This window comes from Cohnella cholangitidis, from assembly GCF_014107495.1.
GTDB classification, from domain to species: domain Bacteria; phylum Bacillota; class Bacilli; order Paenibacillales; family Paenibacillaceae; genus Cohnella; species Cohnella cholangitidis.
In genome coordinates this window covers 1534826-1553712 of record NZ_CP041969.1, presented here as the reverse complement: position 1 = coordinate 1553712, position 18887 = coordinate 1534826, and the positions used below count along the sequence as shown (strand labels likewise).

17 protein-coding genes are annotated in these 18887 nt (G+C 53.5%); 12 read left to right on the top strand and 5 right to left on the bottom strand.

Features of this window, described 5'->3' with window-relative positions; all coding sequences use genetic code 11:
• Positions 1-9 precede the first annotated feature (9 nt).
• From FPL14_RS07705 to FPL14_RS07685, 5 genes are all read left to right on the top strand, one after another.
• Entirely contained in the window at positions 10-1170 is a 1161-nt protein-coding gene (locus FPL14_RS07705) for a PP2C family protein-serine/threonine phosphatase (protein WP_182302441.1), read from the top strand.
• The gene (locus FPL14_RS07700; RefSeq protein ID WP_182302440.1) at positions 1167-4088 is read left to right on the top strand and encodes a response regulator; all 2922 of its coding nucleotides are present in this window, start codon (positions 1167-1169) and stop codon (positions 4086-4088) included. Before FPL14_RS07705 ends, FPL14_RS07700 begins: the two co-directional genes overlap by 4 nt.
• On the top strand, positions 4085-4924 hold the full coding sequence (locus FPL14_RS07695) for a CheR family methyltransferase (RefSeq protein WP_182302439.1): 840 nt from the start codon (positions 4085-4087) through the stop codon (positions 4922-4924). Before FPL14_RS07700 ends, FPL14_RS07695 begins: the two co-directional genes overlap by 4 nt.
• Before the next feature lie 101 nt (positions 4925-5025).
• Complete coding sequence (locus FPL14_RS07690; RefSeq protein ID WP_182302438.1) at positions 5026-5523, top strand: hypothetical protein; 498 nt, start codon at positions 5026-5028, stop codon at positions 5521-5523.
• Positions 5524-5543: 20 nt separating this feature from the next.
• Complete coding sequence (locus tag FPL14_RS07685; protein ID WP_182302437.1) at positions 5544-7142, top strand: alkaline phosphatase family protein; 1599 nt, start codon at positions 5544-5546, stop codon at positions 7140-7142.
• Here the strand turns inward: FPL14_RS07685 and FPL14_RS07680 are convergent.
• On the bottom strand, positions 7102-8325 hold the full coding sequence (locus tag FPL14_RS07680; RefSeq protein ID WP_182302436.1) for an NAD(P)/FAD-dependent oxidoreductase: 1224 nt from the start codon (positions 8323-8325) through the stop codon (positions 7102-7104). The two genes, FPL14_RS07685 and FPL14_RS07680, sit on opposite strands and share 41 nt — an antisense overlap.
• Before the next feature lie 254 nt (positions 8326-8579).
• On the opposite strand from FPL14_RS07680, the gene FPL14_RS07675 reads away from it, so the two are divergent.
• The 4 genes from FPL14_RS07675 (at position 8580) to FPL14_RS07660 (ending at position 10560) form a co-directional block, all read left to right on the top strand.
• The gene (locus tag FPL14_RS07675) at positions 8580-8900 is read left to right on the top strand and encodes an STAS domain-containing protein (RefSeq protein WP_182302435.1); all 321 of its coding nucleotides are present in this window, start codon (positions 8580-8582) and stop codon (positions 8898-8900) included.
• Between the two features lie 30 nt (positions 8901-8930).
• Positions 8931-9371 carry an anti-sigma B factor RsbW gene (rsbW, locus tag FPL14_RS07670; protein ID WP_182302434.1) on the top strand — a complete coding sequence of 147 codons (441 nt, stop codon included), beginning with the start codon at positions 8931-8933 and terminating at the stop codon, positions 9369-9371.
• Positions 9368-10138, top strand: coding sequence for a sigma-70 family RNA polymerase sigma factor (locus FPL14_RS07665; protein ID WP_182302433.1), 771 nt, complete (start codon positions 9368-9370; stop codon positions 10136-10138). The genes rsbW and FPL14_RS07665 overlap by 4 nt, the downstream gene beginning before the upstream one ends.
• Positions 10139-10224: 86 nt before the next feature.
• Entirely contained in the window at positions 10225-10560 is a 336-nt protein-coding gene (locus tag FPL14_RS07660) for a hypothetical protein (RefSeq protein ID WP_182302432.1), read from the top strand.
• A gap of 31 nt (positions 10561-10591) precedes the next feature.
• Here the strand turns inward: FPL14_RS07660 and FPL14_RS07655 are convergent, their stop codons facing one another.
• The 3 genes from FPL14_RS07655 to FPL14_RS07645 form a co-directional block, all read right to left on the bottom strand.
• On the bottom strand, positions 10592-12550 hold the full coding sequence (locus FPL14_RS07655; protein WP_182302431.1) for an aliphatic sulfonate ABC transporter substrate-binding protein: 1959 nt from the start codon (positions 12548-12550) through the stop codon (positions 10592-10594).
• A gap of 152 nt (positions 12551-12702) precedes the next feature.
• On the bottom strand, positions 12703-13197 hold the full coding sequence (locus tag FPL14_RS07650; RefSeq protein ID WP_182302430.1) for a hypothetical protein: 495 nt from the start codon (positions 13195-13197) through the stop codon (positions 12703-12705).
• A gap of 87 nt (positions 13198-13284) precedes the next feature.
• The gene (locus FPL14_RS07645) at positions 13285-13614 is read right to left on the bottom strand and encodes a YtxH domain-containing protein (protein ID WP_182302429.1); all 330 of its coding nucleotides are present in this window, start codon (positions 13612-13614) and stop codon (positions 13285-13287) included.
• Positions 13615-13744: 130 nt separating this feature from the next.
• Between FPL14_RS07645 and FPL14_RS07640 the strand changes: the two genes are divergently transcribed.
• The 3 genes from FPL14_RS07640 to FPL14_RS07630 all read left to right on the top strand — a co-directional run bounded on the left by FPL14_RS07640 (position 13745) and on the right by FPL14_RS07630 (position 17743).
• Positions 13745-15556, top strand: coding sequence for a phospholipid carrier-dependent glycosyltransferase (locus FPL14_RS07640; RefSeq protein WP_182302428.1), 1812 nt, complete (start codon positions 13745-13747; stop codon positions 15554-15556).
• A 17-nt stretch (positions 15557-15573) separates the two neighbouring features.
• Entirely contained in the window at positions 15574-16584 is a 1011-nt protein-coding gene (locus tag FPL14_RS07635; RefSeq protein ID WP_182302427.1) for a glycosyltransferase family 2 protein, read from the top strand.
• A gap of 145 nt (positions 16585-16729) precedes the next feature.
• Entirely contained in the window at positions 16730-17743 is a 1014-nt protein-coding gene (locus FPL14_RS07630; RefSeq protein WP_182302426.1) for an asparaginase, read from the top strand.
• Positions 17744-18000: 257 nt separating this feature from the next.
• Here the strand turns inward: FPL14_RS07630 and FPL14_RS07625 are convergent, their stop codons facing one another.
• Positions 18001-18873, bottom strand: a complete 873-nt coding sequence (locus FPL14_RS07625; RefSeq protein WP_182302425.1) for an AraC family transcriptional regulator — start codon at positions 18871-18873, stop codon at positions 18001-18003.
• Positions 18874-18887 lie beyond the last annotated feature (14 nt).

The following is an 18887-nucleotide window of genomic DNA, read 5'->3' as shown; positions in this document are numbered from 1 at the left end:
AAGATAAAGATGGCCGTATTGATCGTGGACGATAACGCCATGAACGTGATGGTAATCCAAGAAATGCTGAAGCGAGCGGGATACGTTCATTTTCGTATCGCGTATTCCGCCGAGGAAATGTTCGGCGTGCTTAAGGAAGACAGCGAAGGAAGCTCGATCGGGATTCCGCGGATCAATTTGATTTTGCTGGATTTGATGATGCCCGAGATGGACGGAATAGAAGCTTGCCGTAGACTGAAAGCGAACGATCGCTACAAGGATATTCCCGTCATCATGGTTACGGCGATCGGAGATTCCCGAAAGCTGGCCGAAGCGCTGGATGCGGGAGCGATCGATTTCGTTACGAAGCCGATCAACAAAACGGAACTGCTGGCGAGAATGCGTTCCGCCTTGAAATTGAAGGCGGAGTTGGACTGGCATAAGGAACGGGACTCGCGCATGCGGCAAGAACTGCTGCTCGCGCGCCAGGTGCAGGAATCGGTGCTGCCCGATCCGGTGGATGCCGCCGACGTGCGAATACAAGCTTATTTCCAAGCTTCCGAAGCGCTCGCGGGAGATCTATACGCATGGCACAAAATCGACGACAAGCACTGGGCGATAGCCGTCATCGACGCGATGGGACACGGGATATCTTCGTCGCTCGTCAGCATGTTCGTCGCTTCTATCCTGAAGGAGTCCATGAGGACGTTATGGTCGCCGGAGCGAGTGTTCAAGGAACTGAACCGCCGATTGATGGGGCTCCAATGGGAGAATGAGCTCATTCATTATTATTGCACCGGCATTTACGTTACGCTCGACTTGGATTGCGGAAAGCTGGAATACGCGAACGCGGGTCATCCTCCCGGTTATTTATTTCGCGGGGACAGCCCGGAACCGGAGATGTTATCGGTAAGCTCCGCTCCGCTTGGCATGTTCGACAAGCTTAATATCGTAACGCACAGCGTAACGCTGACCGCAAGAGACCGGTTGTATTTATTCACGGACGGGATACTGAGCTCTTTCCAAGGGGAGGAGGAGGAGCAGCTTCGGCATTTGGCGACTTTTCTGCACCAAGCTAGAGCCGATAGCGGCAACTTGGAGCAACTGTTTGCGTGCAAGCCGCTCAACGGACGCTCGGATGACCAATGTCTCGTTACGATCGAAGTGATGAAGGGAGGGGCGGAAGCATGAAAATCAAAACGAAATTAGTCGTCGGATTTACGTTGCTGCTTCTTCTCCTCGTCGGCATCACGTCGTTCGGCTATGTACGCCTAAGCCAGATGAATTATACGTTGAATCATTTTTACGATAATCGTTTCGAGAAGGTTAGGGTTGCGCTCGCCGTTCGGGGAGAGATCAATTCTTCCGGGCGAGTGATGAACGACATCATGATCGGCGACCAGGATCCCGCGGCAGGAGTCGAGGAGATCACTAATCGTCTGTCGGGCGCGGGCGAGCAGTTCGAAACGTTAGACGGCTTGGACCTCACCGGCGAGGAACAACAAGTCATGGACGAGATCAAGAAAGTAACGGAAGGATACGTTGCCTCATTAAAGACGTTCATAGGGTTCGTTGACGAGGGGAAGGTAGAAGAGGCGAAAAAGTTATACGCCGACAAGCTTCGCGGGGAGCAGAGGCTGCTGATCGATTCCATGGACGAACTCGTGAAGACGCAAGAGAACGCGATGAAAACGGAAATGGCGGATTCCAGAGCTCTGTACGACAAATCGGTGCAGATGGTTGCCTTGTTCACGATCGTAGGTCTGATTCTCGGCCTCGCGATCGTAATGTGGGTGTTCCCGAGCATTACGAAAGGTTTGAATTTGCTCGAAAGAATGGCGGAGCGGTTCGGCAGAGGCCGGCTTCGCGGATTTGTCCGGTTCGACATCAAGTCGAAGGACGAGCTTGGCGAATTGGCCCAATTGTTCAAAAGAATCGCGCTCGATCTGCAAGTGAAGAACGAGAGGGAAGCGTTGCTTGCCTCGATTCAGCAAAGGCAAGGAAGGGTTAACGCCCAGCTTGCGCGGGTGACGGAATTGTTGCAGGAGGGACATGACGTTAAGCTCGTAGCCCAATCCTTTATTTCCGAATTCGCGCCCGTGCTAGGCATTGCATACGGGCTGCTCTACTTGGCGGATCCCGCTTCCGACGAAGGGAAGCTGGAGTTGTCGGGATCTTACGCGATCCTAGGAGAAGGCGAGAATGGCGTTTCATCGGTGCCAACCGTCGTCAGACGAGGAGAAGGCTTAACCGGACAATGTTATCAAGACGCCAAGCCGATCGTGATGGAGCATATGCCGGAAGGATACGTAAAAATAAGTTCGGGCCTCGGCATGGCCGAGCCGAAAATGCTTATGATCCAGCCTATTCTGCACGATAATACCGTGATCGGGGTCCTCGAGATGGCTTCGGTCGACGGATTCGATTCCGAGCGCAAGGAACTGCTTCTCGCGCTATGCGACAAGTTCGGAACGATCCTTAACAATATCTATTCCCGTTTAAGGGTAGAGGAACTGCTCCGGGAGTCCCAAGCGATGACGGAGGAGCTTCAGGTCCAGTCCGAAGAGCTCGTCTGCCAGCAGGAAGAGCTTCGGGAGACGAACGACAAGTTGGAACATCAGCAGGAAGAATTGAGAAAATCGGAGCAACGGCTGCAGCAGCAGCAGGAAGAACTGGAGCATACGAATCAGGAGCTTACGGTCAAGACGCTTGCTTTGGAACAGCATGTCGATCGCGTCGAACTGCAAAATCGCCAAATCGCCAGAGCCAACTCCGAACTCGAACGCCAAGCGATCCAGTTGGCGCTGGCAAGCAAATACAAATCCGAATTTCTGGCGAATATGTCCCATGAGCTAAGAACGCCGTTAAACAGCTTATTGATCCTATCCGAATTTCTAGTGGAGAACGAAGAAGGGAACTTAACGGATAAGCAGCGCGAATACATGCAAACGATACACGTGTCGGGCAACGACCTGCTCAAAATGATCGACGAGATTCTGGATTTGTCCAAAGTGGATGCGGGTAAAATGGACATTCATTCGGAGTGGACGGTTATGGGGGATCTTGCGGTATTTTTGGACAATATGTTCGCGCCGATGGCCGCAGCCAAAAACTTGTCGCTAGTTATCGACAGCGTAGAGGGAATGCCAGGCGCGATTTGGACAGATGGCCATCGTTTGAAACAAATCATGCGCAATTTGTTGTCCAACGCGATCAAATTCACGCACTCCGGCTCTGTCTCTTTTACGATACGCAGGCCGAACGAACGGGAAATGAACTCGGACGGCAGAGAAGAAGGAACGCGATACATCGCTTTATCCGTAACCGATACCGGGATCGGCATCCATCAAGACAAGCGCGAAATCATCTTCGAAGCTTTCCGCCAAGCGGACGGCACGACGAGCCGGAAATACGGTGGAACCGGTCTAGGCCTTACGATCAGCAGGGAGCTAGCCCACTTGCTCGGCGGATGGATTCATTTGGATACGGAACCGGGACGAGGAAGCACCTTCACTCTCGTGTTGCCGGAACGTCAACCGGATCATTGTATCGAAGAGCGGTTTCCGGCGCATGCTTCCGAGCTGACTGCCGCTTCGGCGGAAACCAAGGAAACGGAGAGCTTACCGGCATCCGATGGAGATGAATTCATAACGTTACCGGATATGCCGACGAGCGATCCCGTCCCTTCAGGAGAAATCGAGAAACCGCGCAAACGGCAATTAAAGGAAGAAGCTTTCGACAATAAGAAAATATTGTTGGTAGACGACGACGCCCGCAATATGTTCGCCCTGTCCAGCGTTCTGGAGCATCGCAACATGCGCGTCGTCTATGCCGAGAACGGACTGGAAGCATTGGATAAACTGGAGAAGGAGCCCGATATCGATCTCGTGCTTATGGATATCATGATGCCCGAAATGGACGGATACGAGGCGATGCAACGGATGCGCGACAATCCGTCATGGAGCAAGATCCCGATTATCGCGTTAACCGCGAAAGCGATGATGGACGATCGCAACAAATGCATCGAATCCGGCGCTTCCGACTATATTACGAAACCGGTAAATAAGGAACAACTCTTATCGTTAATAAAAGTGTGGTTACAGCGATGAACAATCGGAAGTCCTCGGAGAACGAACTGGAGAAAATCGAGACGACTTTGTTGCTTGAGGGTATTTTCCGCAAGTACGGTTATGATTTCAGGAACTATTCCTACGCTTCCGTTCGTCGTCGGATATGGCACCGGATTCATTTGGAAAGCTTGCCTAACATTTCATCGCTGCAAGAAAGAGTGCTTCATCAGCCCGAAGCTTTCCAACGTTTGCTTGGCGATCTTGTCATTCCCGTAACGGAGATGTACCGCGATCCGGAGATGTTCCAGGTTTTCCGGCAGGATATCGTACCTCGTCTGCGTAAGCTGCCCTATGTGAGGATATGGCATGCCGGCTGCTCTACGGGCGAGGAAGTTCATTCGATCGCGATTTTGCTGGAAGAGGAAGGTCTGCTCGATCAGACTCGAATATACGCGACCGACATTAACGAGAGCGCCTTGCAGGTTGCCAAGGACGGGATCATTCCGATCGACCGGATGAAGCAGTATACGAAAAACTACCTGAACGCGGGGGGCGTACGTTCCCTCTCGGATTACTACGATACGGATGGCGGAAGCGTCATGCTTAAGTCTCGTCTGCGCCGGAATATCGTGTTCGCGCGCCATAATCTGGTGACGGACAGTTCCTTTAACGAATTTCATGTCATCCTGTGCCGTAACGTAATGATTTATTTCAACAACCAGTTGCGGGATCAAGTCCACAGGCTGTTCTACGAGAGTTTGGCGCCGGAAGGGATTCTGATCGTCGGAGCCAAGGAGTCTATCGGCTTCACTCCCGTATCGGAGAAATACGAGACGTTCAACGACCGCAATCGGATCTTCCGTAAAATTCGTTGACGATAGAGCGCAGTTTGCCTCCGTCTCGGTTCAAAGCTCCTTCTTAAGGGTATAGCTAGTATGCGGCCCTTTAGGGCAAATCCGAGATAGGAGGTAATTTCATGTCGATGACCATCGGTATTTTCGAACAGGAAGCGAAGGTGCTGGAAGCGATTCGGAAGTTGAACGAAGCGGGAGAGGACATTAGCGGAATCAGGGTTGCCGTAAAGAATAGGGAAGGCGCTCCGCTGTTGACCGAGGACGGCAATGTGCCGCTGGAAGCGCTGGATGAGCTTCGCGGAGCACGCGGCAACGAGGCGGGCGGAGATGACGACGCATGGATTGCGGCTTCGGCCCCGCTCTGGTACCCCGCAGGCAATACGACGACGGGAGCCGGACCGGCCGGAGTCGTATTGGCATACGGATACGATTCCGAAGACGGATTGGACGGCGAAGAGGCTTTTAACCGAATCGGGGTAACGGGCGAAGCCGCGAAACGTTGCGCGAGAGCGACGAATTCGGGGCATTTCGTGCTGCTGGCGGAGACGGATAGGGAAGGAAGCGCCGCGTCCCTGCTAAGCCAAGCGGGCGCGACGTCATCGAATAGCCAAATTCGCTAAGACTCCGGGGTGGAACAGAAATGAGAAAAACTTTTCGAACGATAGGCGTCGTAGCTATTACCCTCTTGCTCGGGGGCTGCTTCGGCAACCATGCCCGTCACGGAGAGAGCGATTTGTTGCGCGTCAAGTCCGAACAGGGGGACGGCCGCAAGAAAGTGATCTTGCTTGTGGCGGATTCCTTAATGGCGCAATCGATCGACCGGGGAGTACAGAACGGATTACTCCCCACTTTCCGTTATTTGATCGAGCGCGGGCAATATTATTCCGACGTCGTGAGCTCGTTTCCGACGATGTCCGTCACGATCGACGCGTCAATAGTGACGGGAGAATATCCCGACGGGCATCGAGTTCCCGGATTGTCCTGGTATTCGGCCGACGAACGTAGAATCGTCAACTATGGAACGGGCCCGATGGAAGCGATCGATACGGGAGGCAAACAAGTATTGACCGATTTTCTCTCCAACTTGAACGCGCTTCATCTAAATAAAGGAGTCAGCACGATCTACGAAGATCTGGCCAAGCAAGGGTTAACCTCGGGATCCGTCAACGGAATGATTTACAGAGGGAAGACGGAGCACTCTTTGCGCATGCCGGGCATCATCCAGTTGCCGTTCGGTTTTCCGGCCGAGATCAAAACTCGCGGACCGGAATATTTCTCGTTCGGGGATTTCTCAAATCCTCTTGAGGGGATAAAGCAGACATCGGACGGAGCGGTGAACAAGTTCGGCTTCAATAATCGTTTCGCGCTGGAGACGATCGAATATTTGGTCCGGAACGATAAGCTGCCGGACTTTCTATATGCGTACTTGCCCGATTTGGATCAACGATTGCATAAGCACGGCCCGTCCGACCTGGAAGGCGTGAGGAAGCTTGACGAGCAGCTCCAATCGCTGTTGCGGGCATTCGGCTCGCCGGAGGAAGCGCTGAAGAAAGCTGTTATCGTCATTGCCGGCGACAGCGGGATGTCGTCTATTTTGCCGGCGGGACGAGATCCGATCGTTGATTTGCCCGAGCTGTTAAAGGAATACGATTTGCTGGGAGCGGGCGAATCCGCAACCGGAGAGCAGGATATCGCTCTTGCGGTGAACGAGACGATGGCGTACGTGTACTCCCTCAAACCGGAGTTGTCGCTCCGGGAAATCGCCGCGCGCCTCCGCTCCGATTCGCGAATCGGGCTGATCGCTTGGAAGGAGAACGACTGGATTCATTCGACTCGCGGAGCAGTTGCCGGAGAGTTTAGGTTCAGGAAAGGCGGGGAGCGGATCGATCGTTATGGACAAGCATGGACGTGGGAAGGCAATCCCGGCGTATTGGACGAATCTCGATATCCCGATGGACTTAGACGTCTACACTCCGCATTGAACTCCCATCGCGGAAACTATTTGACGATTACGTCCGAACCCGGCTATGAGCTCGTTGCGAGCAACTCGCCGACCCATCGGGGAGGAGGAGGGCACGGCTCGCTGCATCGCGCGGAATCTCTGGTGCCGTTGATTATTTGCGGTACCGATCTTAAGCCGCGGCAACACCGGTTAATCGATTTGAAGCCTTATTTGCTAAAGCTTGCCGGGTCCAAACTTACGGCGAAACCTTCGTCGGACGGTCCGGGCGCACGATAGAAGCAATGGGGTTGTCTAAGCCAAGCAGCCTGTCTCGGATGATTTCCGCTCCGAGCAGGCTGTAGATCGAACCGTTGCCCCCGTAGCCTAAGCAATAATACTGCCCCGGCCGATCAGGGTCTTCGCCCAGCCATGGCAGTCCGTCCGCGGATTCTCCGAAAGTGGCGCACCATTCGTACCGAATCCGCGCGTCCAATCCCGGGAATAGCTTGTGAAGCTCCGAGAGCAGCCTCATCGAACGGTTTCGCAGCTCCCGCTCCGATAGGACGGGCTGACGGACGTTCTCATCCAATCCGCCCACGACGATTCGATTGTCGACCGTCGTCCTCGCATACAGATAAGGCCGCGCGGTTTCCCACATTAAGAAGCGCTCGTGCCAAGCGGATAGCGATTGCACCGGATCGGTCACGATCGCGAAGGAGCGGTTCATAATCGGTTGAAGCCATCGTCCTCCGGCAAGTTCAGGCGCATATCCTACGGCGTAAATAACGTGTTCCGCATCGATCGCCCCGTCTTCGGTCATGACCCGGTAGCCCCCCGAACGGGGCTCGACGGATAACATGGCCGTATTTTCGTATATGCCCAGACCATTCCGGCAAGCGTCCTCGGCTAAAGCTTGGACAAATGAATAAGGATTCACTTCTCCGTCGCCGCGGGTGACGATTGCGGCCGCCCTGCGGAAGGGGAAATGCTCGGCAATGCGCGATTCATCCCACCATTCCGCATCGAATCCATACTGGCGGAGCATAGCGTATTCCCGTTGCAACGCGGGAACATCTTCCTGCGAAGAGGCATAATAAAGGCTGTTGCGTCGCTTGAAGTCCGTTGCTCTCTGCAGATTGCCGGCGATAACGCATAGCTTCTCCGCGGCTTGCTTGCATGCCCTGTAGAATTTAACAGCTTGTCGCACGTCCATCCGCTCGGCGAATTCGCTTAACATCGTATCGTTGCTATATTGCAATAGACCCGTGTTCGCGGCGCTGCTCCCGGATGCGATCGATCGTTGCTCGATCAATACGGCGTCGATGCCGCTTCGGGCCAACATGTATCCGCACGCGGCTCCGGACATTCCTCCGCCGATAATGACGGCACGGGCGTTAACGAGGCCTTTCAGCGCAGGGTAACGCGTAGACGCCGATATAGTTGTTCCCGGCCAGAACAACGTTCCGAAGTGTAAGCCCATAAGCCGCCTCCCATGTTCCAGCATAACAACAAAGCTTCCAGTTGATGAGCTGGAAGCTTTGTTGTTATGGAAATGTTAACCTGAATCGCGTTATTCGAAACCATATCTCTTAGGATACCGAATTAGCGGACCGATATTCAGTTAAATAGATTTTCGTGTTTCAATAGGGTAACAATCGGGTTATAACATCATTAGAGCAATCAATTAGGATGAAACACGTTTCATGTTAGGGGACAGGAAGAGAGGAGAGCGTTATGGTGACGAATAAATTCACGCTTCGAACCGAGAGCAAGGAAGGACAGACGATCGTATTCTTGGGGGGAGAGTTCGATCTGGAGGTCGCCACGCAAATGCGGGCGGCGATGGAACCGCTGATCGAATTAGCCGATATCCGGCTGACGCTGAATCTCCAAAATTTGAAATACATTGACAGCACGGGGATCGGAATCCTCATTTCCATCGTGAAAGCGCGGCACGCGCGCAACGCCGCCTTCGACGTCGAGCAAATTCCAACCCATATACGCAAGCTATTCGACATGACCGGGATTACCCCTTATCTGGCGAAAGCGGAATAAGAATCGAGAGAGGAATGAGGAGAGAATCCCATGGCTAAAGAAAGCAACGTAACATTAACCGTTCCCGCCTTGCCGGAGTACGTCGATTTGGTTCGGCTTACCTTATACGGCGTCGCTAGCAAAATGAAATTCACCTTCGAAGATATCGAGGATATGAAGGTCGCCGTATCCGAGGCGTGCAACAATGCGGTACTTCACGCATACGGGGGGGCCGAAGGCAAGATCGAGGTGTCGTTCGCGAGTTCCGACGAGGAGCTCTCGATAACGGTACGGGATTACGGCAAGAGCTTCACGATCGTCGACAGCAAGGAGCCGGCTTCGTTGCACGGCAAATCCATTAACGAAATCCAGTCGGGCGGATTGGGTTTATACTTGATGCAAGCGCTAATGGACCGGGTGGACGTGCAGAACGATGACGGTACTTCGGTCACACTAATGAAGAAACGGATGAAATCCGAAGAGACCGCATGAATGTATCCCATTCCGCGCGTTTGCCCGACGACGCAATCACGATACTTCTCGAATACCAGAGAACGTTATGCAGTGACCTTGCCGACCGGTTGATTCGCATCTACGAGCCGATGGTTAGGATGGCCGCCAATAAAATGTCGCGCAATCGGCCGGATTTGTTCGACGATCTGTTCCAGGTCGGCCAGATGTCGCTGTTCAGGCTGCTTAAGCAATTCGATCCCGAACTTGGCATGCCTTTCGAGCCGTATGCTATGAAGAGCATGATCGGCCACATGAAAAACTACTTAAGAGATAAATCTTGGTACATTCAAGTGCCCCGGAGGATCAAGGAAAAAGGACTGGTCGTTCAACACGCGATCGATGAGCTGATGAGCAAGCTCGAGCGATCCCCTACCGTCGACGAGATCGCCGGCCATTTAGGGCTCGACACGGAGGAAACGTTAGAAATATTGGCAGGCCGGGATTTATATCAATACGTATCGTTGGATACGCCGATATCGGACGAGGACAATACGTCCGTGCTGGGAGAGTTGATCGGTTCGCCGACGGACGATTACGCGGCGCTGGAGAGGAAACTCGATCTGCAAGAGGCGATGGAGCAGTTGAAGCCGGAAGAACGGAGAGTGCTATGGCTCGTTTTCGAAAGCGGGCTATCGCAACGCTCGATCGCGGACGAGCTTGGCGTATCCCAGATGAGCGTCTCCCGAATCCAGAAGCGGGCGATCGATAAGCTCAAGAAGCTTATTCAAAAGGCCGAGGATTCTTGATTTTATTATTGGATATCCGTTTCATCCATCCTGGGATGGTGTAATAGTCCTTACGGAAGTATCTATCCGCAAAGGAGTTGGAGAAGATGACGGTAAAATATCGGATTCCATGCTCGGGAAGCGACATTTTCGTATTGGACAAGGACGACGGGTTTCATTTGACGATCGGTTCGCGCGTTAACCCTCTCAGCTTCGGGAATAAGCTCGCCGATTACGTTTCGTTAGGCCGGGCGATCGACGCGGCGGATAAGTTTTGCGCCATGTACACGCTTATCAAGAAGTACGGTTACCATCTTGAAGGCAACGTCTTTCTTAAGGAAGGGATGCCGTCGATCCCCGTGCCGGAACTATTGGAAAAGGATATTTCCGTTGACGCGATGACGGAGATGCTCGAACATAACGCTTTGATTCTTAAAACTTAGAAATCAAGCTTACCTTTCGCCGATGCCCATCTTAAAGGGCATCGGTTTTTTGCGCGAACAAACGATCGAAGTCGATTTCCTTGTTCAAGAATCCTTCTCGTTTGATAAGCTCCGCGAAGCGTTGCAGATTGGAGCGATCCGTCGTCGATGTCCAGACGATTCTTGCCATCGCCTTCTTGATCGACTCCACGGGCAGTTCGTGCCCCGTATAGCGCGTCAACGAGCGGGATAACGTCTCGTACGCGGCATCGGGGTTATGCTGAAGGGATTGCAGCGCTTGGTAGTGGAAATCAAGAAATCGGTTAACCCTGTCCGGATGACGATCATAATAAGCTTGGCTGACCGCAATGACGGTATTAGGAGGGGACCCTTGGTCGTAAAGGTTATCCCAATCGATCAGTACGCGAGCGATGCCCTTGCTCTCTAGAAGCGTCACCCAAGGCTCCTGAACCAATGCCGCTTCGACTTCCCCTTTTTCAAGCAATTCGGAGAGAGAGTTAAGCTTGGTTTGGATAATTCGAATGTCTCCGCCGCGGAAAACGTCCTTAAGGCCGTGTTTCCTGAGCAACTGACGAAGGAGAATATGCTGTCCGTTCCCGTACTGCGGAATGGAGACCGTTTTCCCCCGTAACTGCGAGAGCTCCCGAATATTCGATTTCGCGCTAACGAGCAGCGTGGCTCCGCCTTCGTTGACGCCGGAGAGAATTTTGACCGCGCCGTTCTTGGCGAACGCTTCGAATACCGGCCCCGGTCCGGAGTAGCCGATATCGATCTGATCGTTCAGCAACGCATCGACTAGCGCAGGGCCCGCGGAGTAAGATTTCGTCTCCGCCTGATGCCCGAAATGCTCGCGAAAACGTTCGTCGTCGGCAACTAGAAGGGCCGGAGCATGAGATACATTGGGGATGAATCCGATACGGATTTGTTTGGCGTCGGACTGGCTTTCCGACTTGCCGTTGTCGAACCAATCGGAGAGCGAATTTCTGATATCCGCGTTGGCGCCCTGCAGTTCTTGGGTAGCGCCTGCTACCGACAGCACGGAGGAGGCTTGGTTTTCCGACAGATGCGCGACTTCGTAAGCCGCAGCCAACGATTGCTGGGTCAAGGAAACGACAGTGTTGAAGTTGTGGATGAGCTTGTCTTTCTTTTGGCTCGCCATTTCGAGAAAACCGCTGATTTCACCCGTGTGCCGAACGACGGAGTGCAAGTTCCGATTGATCGCATCGAACTGCTGTCTTGTCTGCTCCACGCCGCTAGAGATCTCTTCCGAGGATTCGCGCGAATGCTCCACGATTACGTTGAACTTCTCGATCTGATTTTGCACGGCTTGCAAATAAGATTTGATCTGCTTGCCGTTCGCCGCGCTCTCCTGAGCCAGCTTCCGTACCTCTTGCGCGACGACGCCGAAGCCTTTTCCGTGCTCGCCCGCATGGGCCGCCTCGATGGAAGCATTAAGCGACAGCATTTGAATGTGGCTCGATACTCCGAAGATCAATTCCAGCGCTTTGGAGATTTCCGCGGAGTGCAGTTTCAACTGTTCCATCGTTTCATGCAGAAGGTTGGAAATTTCGGCATGGCGGGTCGATTGCTCGGTCAACCATTTGACGGCGGCTTGACCGGTCTCGGAAGCAAGCATCGATTGGCTCACGGTATAGCCCATTTCATTCATATGAGTGAGGGAGCGATTGAGCACTTGCCCGAGATTCTCCGCATCCTGCAAGCTCTTCTCGGCTTCATTGGATTGATAAGTCGAAGAATTGACGATTTCGTTGATCGATAAAGACATGGTTTCCACGTTCTCGATCGCATGCTTTACGAAATGGGTTAAAGAATCCGTCGAGTTCGTTAAGGAACGGGTAGCTTGGCGCAATTTGCCGCTATCTTCCCGAGCGACGGTCGGAATCGCCGGAGATTGTACGACCTGGTCCGGGAGCGGTTCCGCGATTTTCGACGTTTGAAAGTATTTTAAGCCTTTGCGGAGTAGGGTCATGTAATCGGCTCCTCTTCACTCAAATATAAGTAATTTAATAGGAATTATATGAATTAAATCATTCCTCCTAAAGTTTGTCAATTCAAACTAAAAAAATCCCATTCCTGTCGATTCGGGAATGGGAAGTTCGCCTCGTGGCGGATCAAATGGCGTTAATATTGAATGGGATCGTTGACGAGCCCTTCTTCGTTAAGTTGCTGTTCCGTCTTCATTCGTTCCATGTCCTTGCCAAGCCTCTTCATATCGGAGAGATCCTGCACCATCGAACCGTTGCTAGCGGATTCGACGCTTCTGGAGCGGACCGGAGCGGACGGACGGCGATCTCCTCTGTCCGGGGAGTACACTTTGGTTTGGGCGTTGGCGACGCGGGAGCTTAACGCCTGCCATCTGTCCAATGCGGCGATTTGTATATCGCCGGGGACATCGCTATCGGCGATTCCGTCGAAGAAGGCCGTTTCGCCATACAAAGCCAGCGCCCCGTCGGCTTCTTCGAAAGGAACTTGAAAGACGTAAATTCCGGTTGCCGCTCGCAGCTCCAAACGGTAAGTCGAGCGATGAATGAAATCGCGGACGTATCCGGTCTGCGACAAATATTCCTTCATCCTGGACGCGGGACCGGAAATGATCATCCTTGGTTTGGATTTCATGAGCGTTTTCTCCCTTCATGATCCTCCTAAGCCGATTTCCGGCGATGTTCGCCGCAGCGGCTCGCCTAACGGTTAGAAGAACGCTGGCTAGTTCATTTTACCGTCGTGCTTCCGTTCGTCCTTGCCATCGGAATGTTCGTCCTTCCAATTTTGCACTTCCTCTTTGGCGGCGGATAAGGCGGATCGCGTCTTGTCCATAATGCCCGAGGCGGTTTGCCCGACTTGCGCGGCGATTTCCTGGGTTTTGTGTCCCGCGTCCGTCATCAACCGTTTCGTGCGATCTTGAACGGAAGCGTACTTGTCGCGAATGTCGCCTCGCAATTCGCGGCCCGATTTGGGCGCGAGAAGAAGTGCCGCCGTCGCTCCGATTACCCCTCCGATTAAAGCTCCTTTTATCGTTCCACGTGTGTCTGCCATTGTCATTTCCTCCTCGTCATGGAATACGTCCTTGCTGAGAATTAACCCTTATCCGGCAAAATGAAACGGACTCTTTCCATCCGGTAACGCTTTCGACTACAATAGGGACAGGCAAAAATGTGGAAAATGCGTGAAAGCGAGGACGGACATGGATTACAAGGAAACAAGCAGATCCGGTCCGGTGCAATGGGGAGCAACTTCCGTTCGTAACCGGGAAGATCGGCGGTGGAGGCCGCTAGATATTGTTTTGGTATTGTTATTGACGATCGTATCGGCTCTAATGACGTTTACGGATCTTGGCGACCGCTCGGCTCCTCAGACATTCTGGAAACCCGATAAAGCAGGGGACAACTTCACCGTCGATTTCGGGGAGACGCGGACGGTCGACAGGATCAATCTATACGAGGGTCCGGGAGCGAAGGGCAATACGAAAATCGAATCCTCGATAGATGGCGTATCTTGGGAAGACTATTTAGAAGTGGAACACAAAACGAACCGCGTATTCACCTGGAAGCTCGACGAGAAATCGGTTAAAGCGAGGTATATGCGGTTTACGACGGAGACGACGGGATACCGTCTCTACGAAGCGGGCTTTTTCACGACCGGGATTTACGCTCCGATCGCCGTGATGAACGTTCAATCCGACAGCAATAATTCATTAACTTCCGAAGGCAGCGGGCTGGAAGTATTCGACGAGCAGGAGTACGCGCCATATCGGCCGGATTACCGGAACGGCATGTATTTCGACGAGATCTACCATGGACGTACCGCGTACGAATTCATCGAACGGATGGAGCCTTACGAGAATACGCATCCGCCGTTAGGCAAAGTGCTTCTGGCTATCGGCGTGAAAATGTTCGATATGACTCCTTACGGTTGGAGGTTCATGGCCGGAGTGTTCGGGACTTTGATGGTTCCAGTGCTCTACGCCGCGGCCAAGGGGATGTTCCAACGGACGAGATACGCGTTCCTTGCGGCATTGTTGCTCGTGCTGGAAGGTTTCCATCTCGTGCACTCCCGTTCCTCGAACGTGGATATTATCGGGGTCACTTTTACGATCATTATGTTCTACGGCATGTATCGATACGGCGAAACCGCATGGCGCAACGGAGGGTTTCGGCGAAGCATCGGTTATCTTGCGCTCAGCGGGTTTTTCTTCGGCGCCGCCGCCGCCGTCAAATGGAACTACTTGTACGGAGGGGCCGGACTAGCGATCCTGCTTGTCTTCGCTCTCGTCCGCCGCTGGCGGGAAGGGAAGATGGCAGGGGATTACGATTACGTGAGACGTTTAGTCTTGACGCTGATGGCGTGCGTCATTTTATTCGTCGCCGTACCCGTCGGAGTATATACGGCTTCCTATAAACCGTATATTCAAGCGACCAAAGCAGATGATAGCTATAAAGATTTATGGCAATATCAGAAAAACATGTACCATTACCATAAAGGCGTCAAAGAACCTCATCCTTATGCTTCGAAATGGTACACTTGGCCATTGATGATCAGGCCGGTATGGTATTACGGGGGCAAGGATTTAGAGAATGGCGATGCCCAAAGCATCGCGGCGATCGGAAATCCTCTGATCTGGTGGGGCGGATTGCTGGCGATGCTAGCGTCCTGGTGGCTCGGCTTCCGGAGAAGGGACAGAGTCGTGCTCACGCTTGCGGTCGCATACTTATCCTTCTACGTTCCATGGATGGTGGCTCCGCGAAGCATTACGTTCCTGTATCATTATTTTCCTATGGTGCCGCTCTTGATCTTATCCATCGTGTGGATGCTGCGCTGGTTCGAGGAGCGTAGTTACAAGGGACGTTGGGTAACGATGGCTTTCACGGGCGTGGCGGCGGCGTTGCTTGTTTGGTTCTATCCGATCTATACGGGCATGACGGTGAGCCGCGAGTGGATGAACGTCGCGATCAGATGGTTGCCTAGCTGGGGTTTCTAGAAGGAGGCTGCAAGTTCGTGCAGAAGGCATGTTTTCTTTCCGTTGTCGTTCCTATGTACAACGAGGAAGAAGTTATCGAAGTGACTTACCGCCGGTTGAAGGCGGTTCTGGATAAGCTTGGAGAAACATACGAAATCGTATTCGTAAACGATGGCAGCCGGGACAAAACGTCGGACATCGTGAAAGGCTTTTGTTCCGTTGATCCTTCGGTGAAGCTGGTCGAGTTTTCGCGTAATTTCGGCCATCAGATCGCGGTCACGGCGGGGATGGACCATTCCAGCGGAAGAACGGTCGTCCTGATCGATGCGGATTTGCAGGATCCGCCGGAGCTGATCGCGGATATGGTCGCGAAATGGCGCGAAGGGTACGACGTCGTGTACGGCAAACGCATCGAGCGCAAAGGAGAATCCTGGTTCAAAAAAATGACCGCGGCGATGTTCTATCGTTTGCTGCGTTCGATGACATCGGTCAATATTCCGGTAGATACCGGGGATTTCCGGCTTATGGACCGTAAGGTTTGCGATGCGCTCACCTCGATGAGGGAGCGCAGCCGTTTCATCCGCGGCATGGTCAGCTGGGCAGGCTTTAAGCAGACTTCCGTCGATTACGTGCGCGATGAGCGCTTTGCCGGGGAAACGAAGTATCCGCTTCGCAAAATGATCAGGCTGTCGCTTGACGCGATGACATCTTTCTCCACCAAACCGCTGAAGATCGCAAGCGTTCTTGGTTTCGTTCTGTCGGCGATCGGTTTCATTTATTTATTCATCGTGTTGTATCAAAGGTTGTTCACGGACACGACGACTCAGGGATGGACGTCCATGATCGCCATAAGCCTGTTGTTCCATGGGATTACCCTTTCGCTGCTAGGCGTGCTTGGCGAATATATCGGGAGAACGTACGAGGAAGCGAAAGGACGCCCGCTGTATCTCGTCTCGGAAGCGATCAACTTCTCCAATGAAGACGAATCCTCGCGGGAGCGTAAACCGGCGGAAGAAAAAGTCGGCGTAGGCGTCGGGTCCGTAAAGTAACGTAATGAGCTCGGAATGTCGGGAGCTTGGGTATTGGCAAGAACCTAGGGTATAATGTTCATATTGCGCGAATTGCTTACTTATGAGAATCCAGACGGCGACGTCTGGATTTTTGCGACAAATGAACCAAAAGGAGCAGCGAAGAATGGAAACGATAAAAATGCCGGCGGATGTACCCTTGGTTGTCATGAACAGAGGCGCGCAGACGGAAAACGTACATAGAGGCCGGGTTTGCGTAGTATCGGCTGCGGATGGGAAGCTGCTCCATTCATGGGAGGACGTGCAGGCGCCGACGTACGTCCGTTCGACCGCTAAGCCTATCCAAGCTTTGGCTTCCTTGCTGGCGGGGACGGCCGAAGCTTACGGTTTCGAGGAACGCCATCTGGCGATGTTGGCCGCTTCCCATCGGGGTAGCAAGGAACAAATAGAAACATTAGAAGAGATTCTAAAGCTGACGGGATTGGACGAGGATCATCTGGCTGTTCATCCGGGACTTCCGATCGGACGCAAATCGAGGGACGAATGGATGGCTAAGGGAAGCAAACCCCGTAAGCTATGCCATACTTGCGCGGGCAAACACTTAGGCGTTCTTGCTTGGTGCAAGCTCAAAGGTTGGCCGTTGGAAGGATACATTCGCCCGGATCATCCCGCGCAGCAAGAAATTATTCGCCGCCTGAAGCTGTGGGTGGAGGACGAGGCGGATCAAGTCACGATCGGGAAGGACGGGTGCGGATTTCCTGTAGCGGCCATCCCTCTATGGCAGTTGGGATTCGCATACGGAAGATTGGCTAGCCCGGATTTCGCCAAGGATCAAGCGGCTGCCGGAATGGCGCGGCGGATTACCGGCGCGATGAACGCGTTCCCCGAATTAGTGGAAGGGCGCAATCGTTTGGCCAGCATTCTGTTGGGCGATGCCAACGTAGTCGCCAAAAGCGGAGCGCATGGCGTATTTACGTTAGGCTTGCGGCGAGAGCAGTTGGGAGTTTCCATCGCGGTTACGGATGGCACCGAAATCGCATGGCCGCATATTGTTAAAGCGATACTCGAACGAATCGGCGGCATTAACGAGGAGACGAAAAAAAAGCTGGAGCAGACGTTCCCGGCGGAGTTCCTTAACGACGCTAACGAAATCGCGGGGAATTGGCAAGCCGTGTTTTAATTCGGGTGGCGGTTAGCCGAATGCCGCCGCGGGGAAACGCCCGCCATAGTCGCAAAAACCGACTATGGGAAGGCGCGTCGCGGGGAAACGCCCGCCATAGTCGCAAAAACCGACTATGAGGAGGCGCGCGCGGGGAAACGCCGCCATAGTCGCAAAAACCGACTATGGGAAGGCGCGCTGCGGGGAAACGTCCGCCATAGTCGCAAAAACCGACTATGGGAAGGCGCGTCGCGGGGACAATGAAGCGGAAGCTCCGATTAATGCGAAGGCTTCAAGGATTCCCCGACGGAAACGCGGTAATCGGTAGGCGATTGCCCGTGCAAGCGTCGGAATTGCTTGGAGAAGTATAGGGCGTCTTGGAATCCGACGGACGACGCGATCTGCTCGACGGTCAGTTCCGGCCGCTCCCGCAACAAGCGCCTGCCGTGGTCGACTCGGATCTTGGTTAAGAAACCGACGGGCGATATGCCCGTATGTTGCTTGAACAGACGGGACAAATAAGCCCGGTTGTAGCCAAGCGTCTCCGCCATCCCTTCGATCGTCACCGGCTCGGCGTATTGCGTCGACAAGTAGCCGATCACCTTCCGGACTAAATCTTCGCTATGCGAATCCGGGCGCAACGGCGAAGCCGTTCCCTGGGCCGTCGCTTCGTGAAGGCTCGCGAACAGCAAATGAAGATGCCCAGAGGCAAGCAATGAGGCGGAGCTGCCGCGTTCGCGGAATGCTTCGAAGATGGAACGGCATCGTTCCCCAGGAATTTTACTGCCGCCGGAATGGACGATCGGATTCTCCAGCCCGAGCCCGGCTTCCGCGATAAGGGACGCGGCCTGCGCGCCGGCGAACGCGACCCAACGATAACGCCAAGGATGCTCCTCATCCGACACATAATGAAAGAGCTGGCCGGGATGGATGAGAAAGCTGTCCCCCGCCGCGAGCTCCGCCTGGAACTCTCCGGTGCGAAACGACCCTTTTCCCGACACCACGTGATGAAGCAGATAATAATCGACGACTTTAGGTCCGATGCGATGTAGAGGTTTCGTTTGGCTCTCCCCCGCAAACAAGACGGTTAGCTCGCTGGCGGTATAGCTGACCGGATTGGATACGACGCGATAAGTCGTTGTCAGGCTCATGTTTAGTCGTCCTC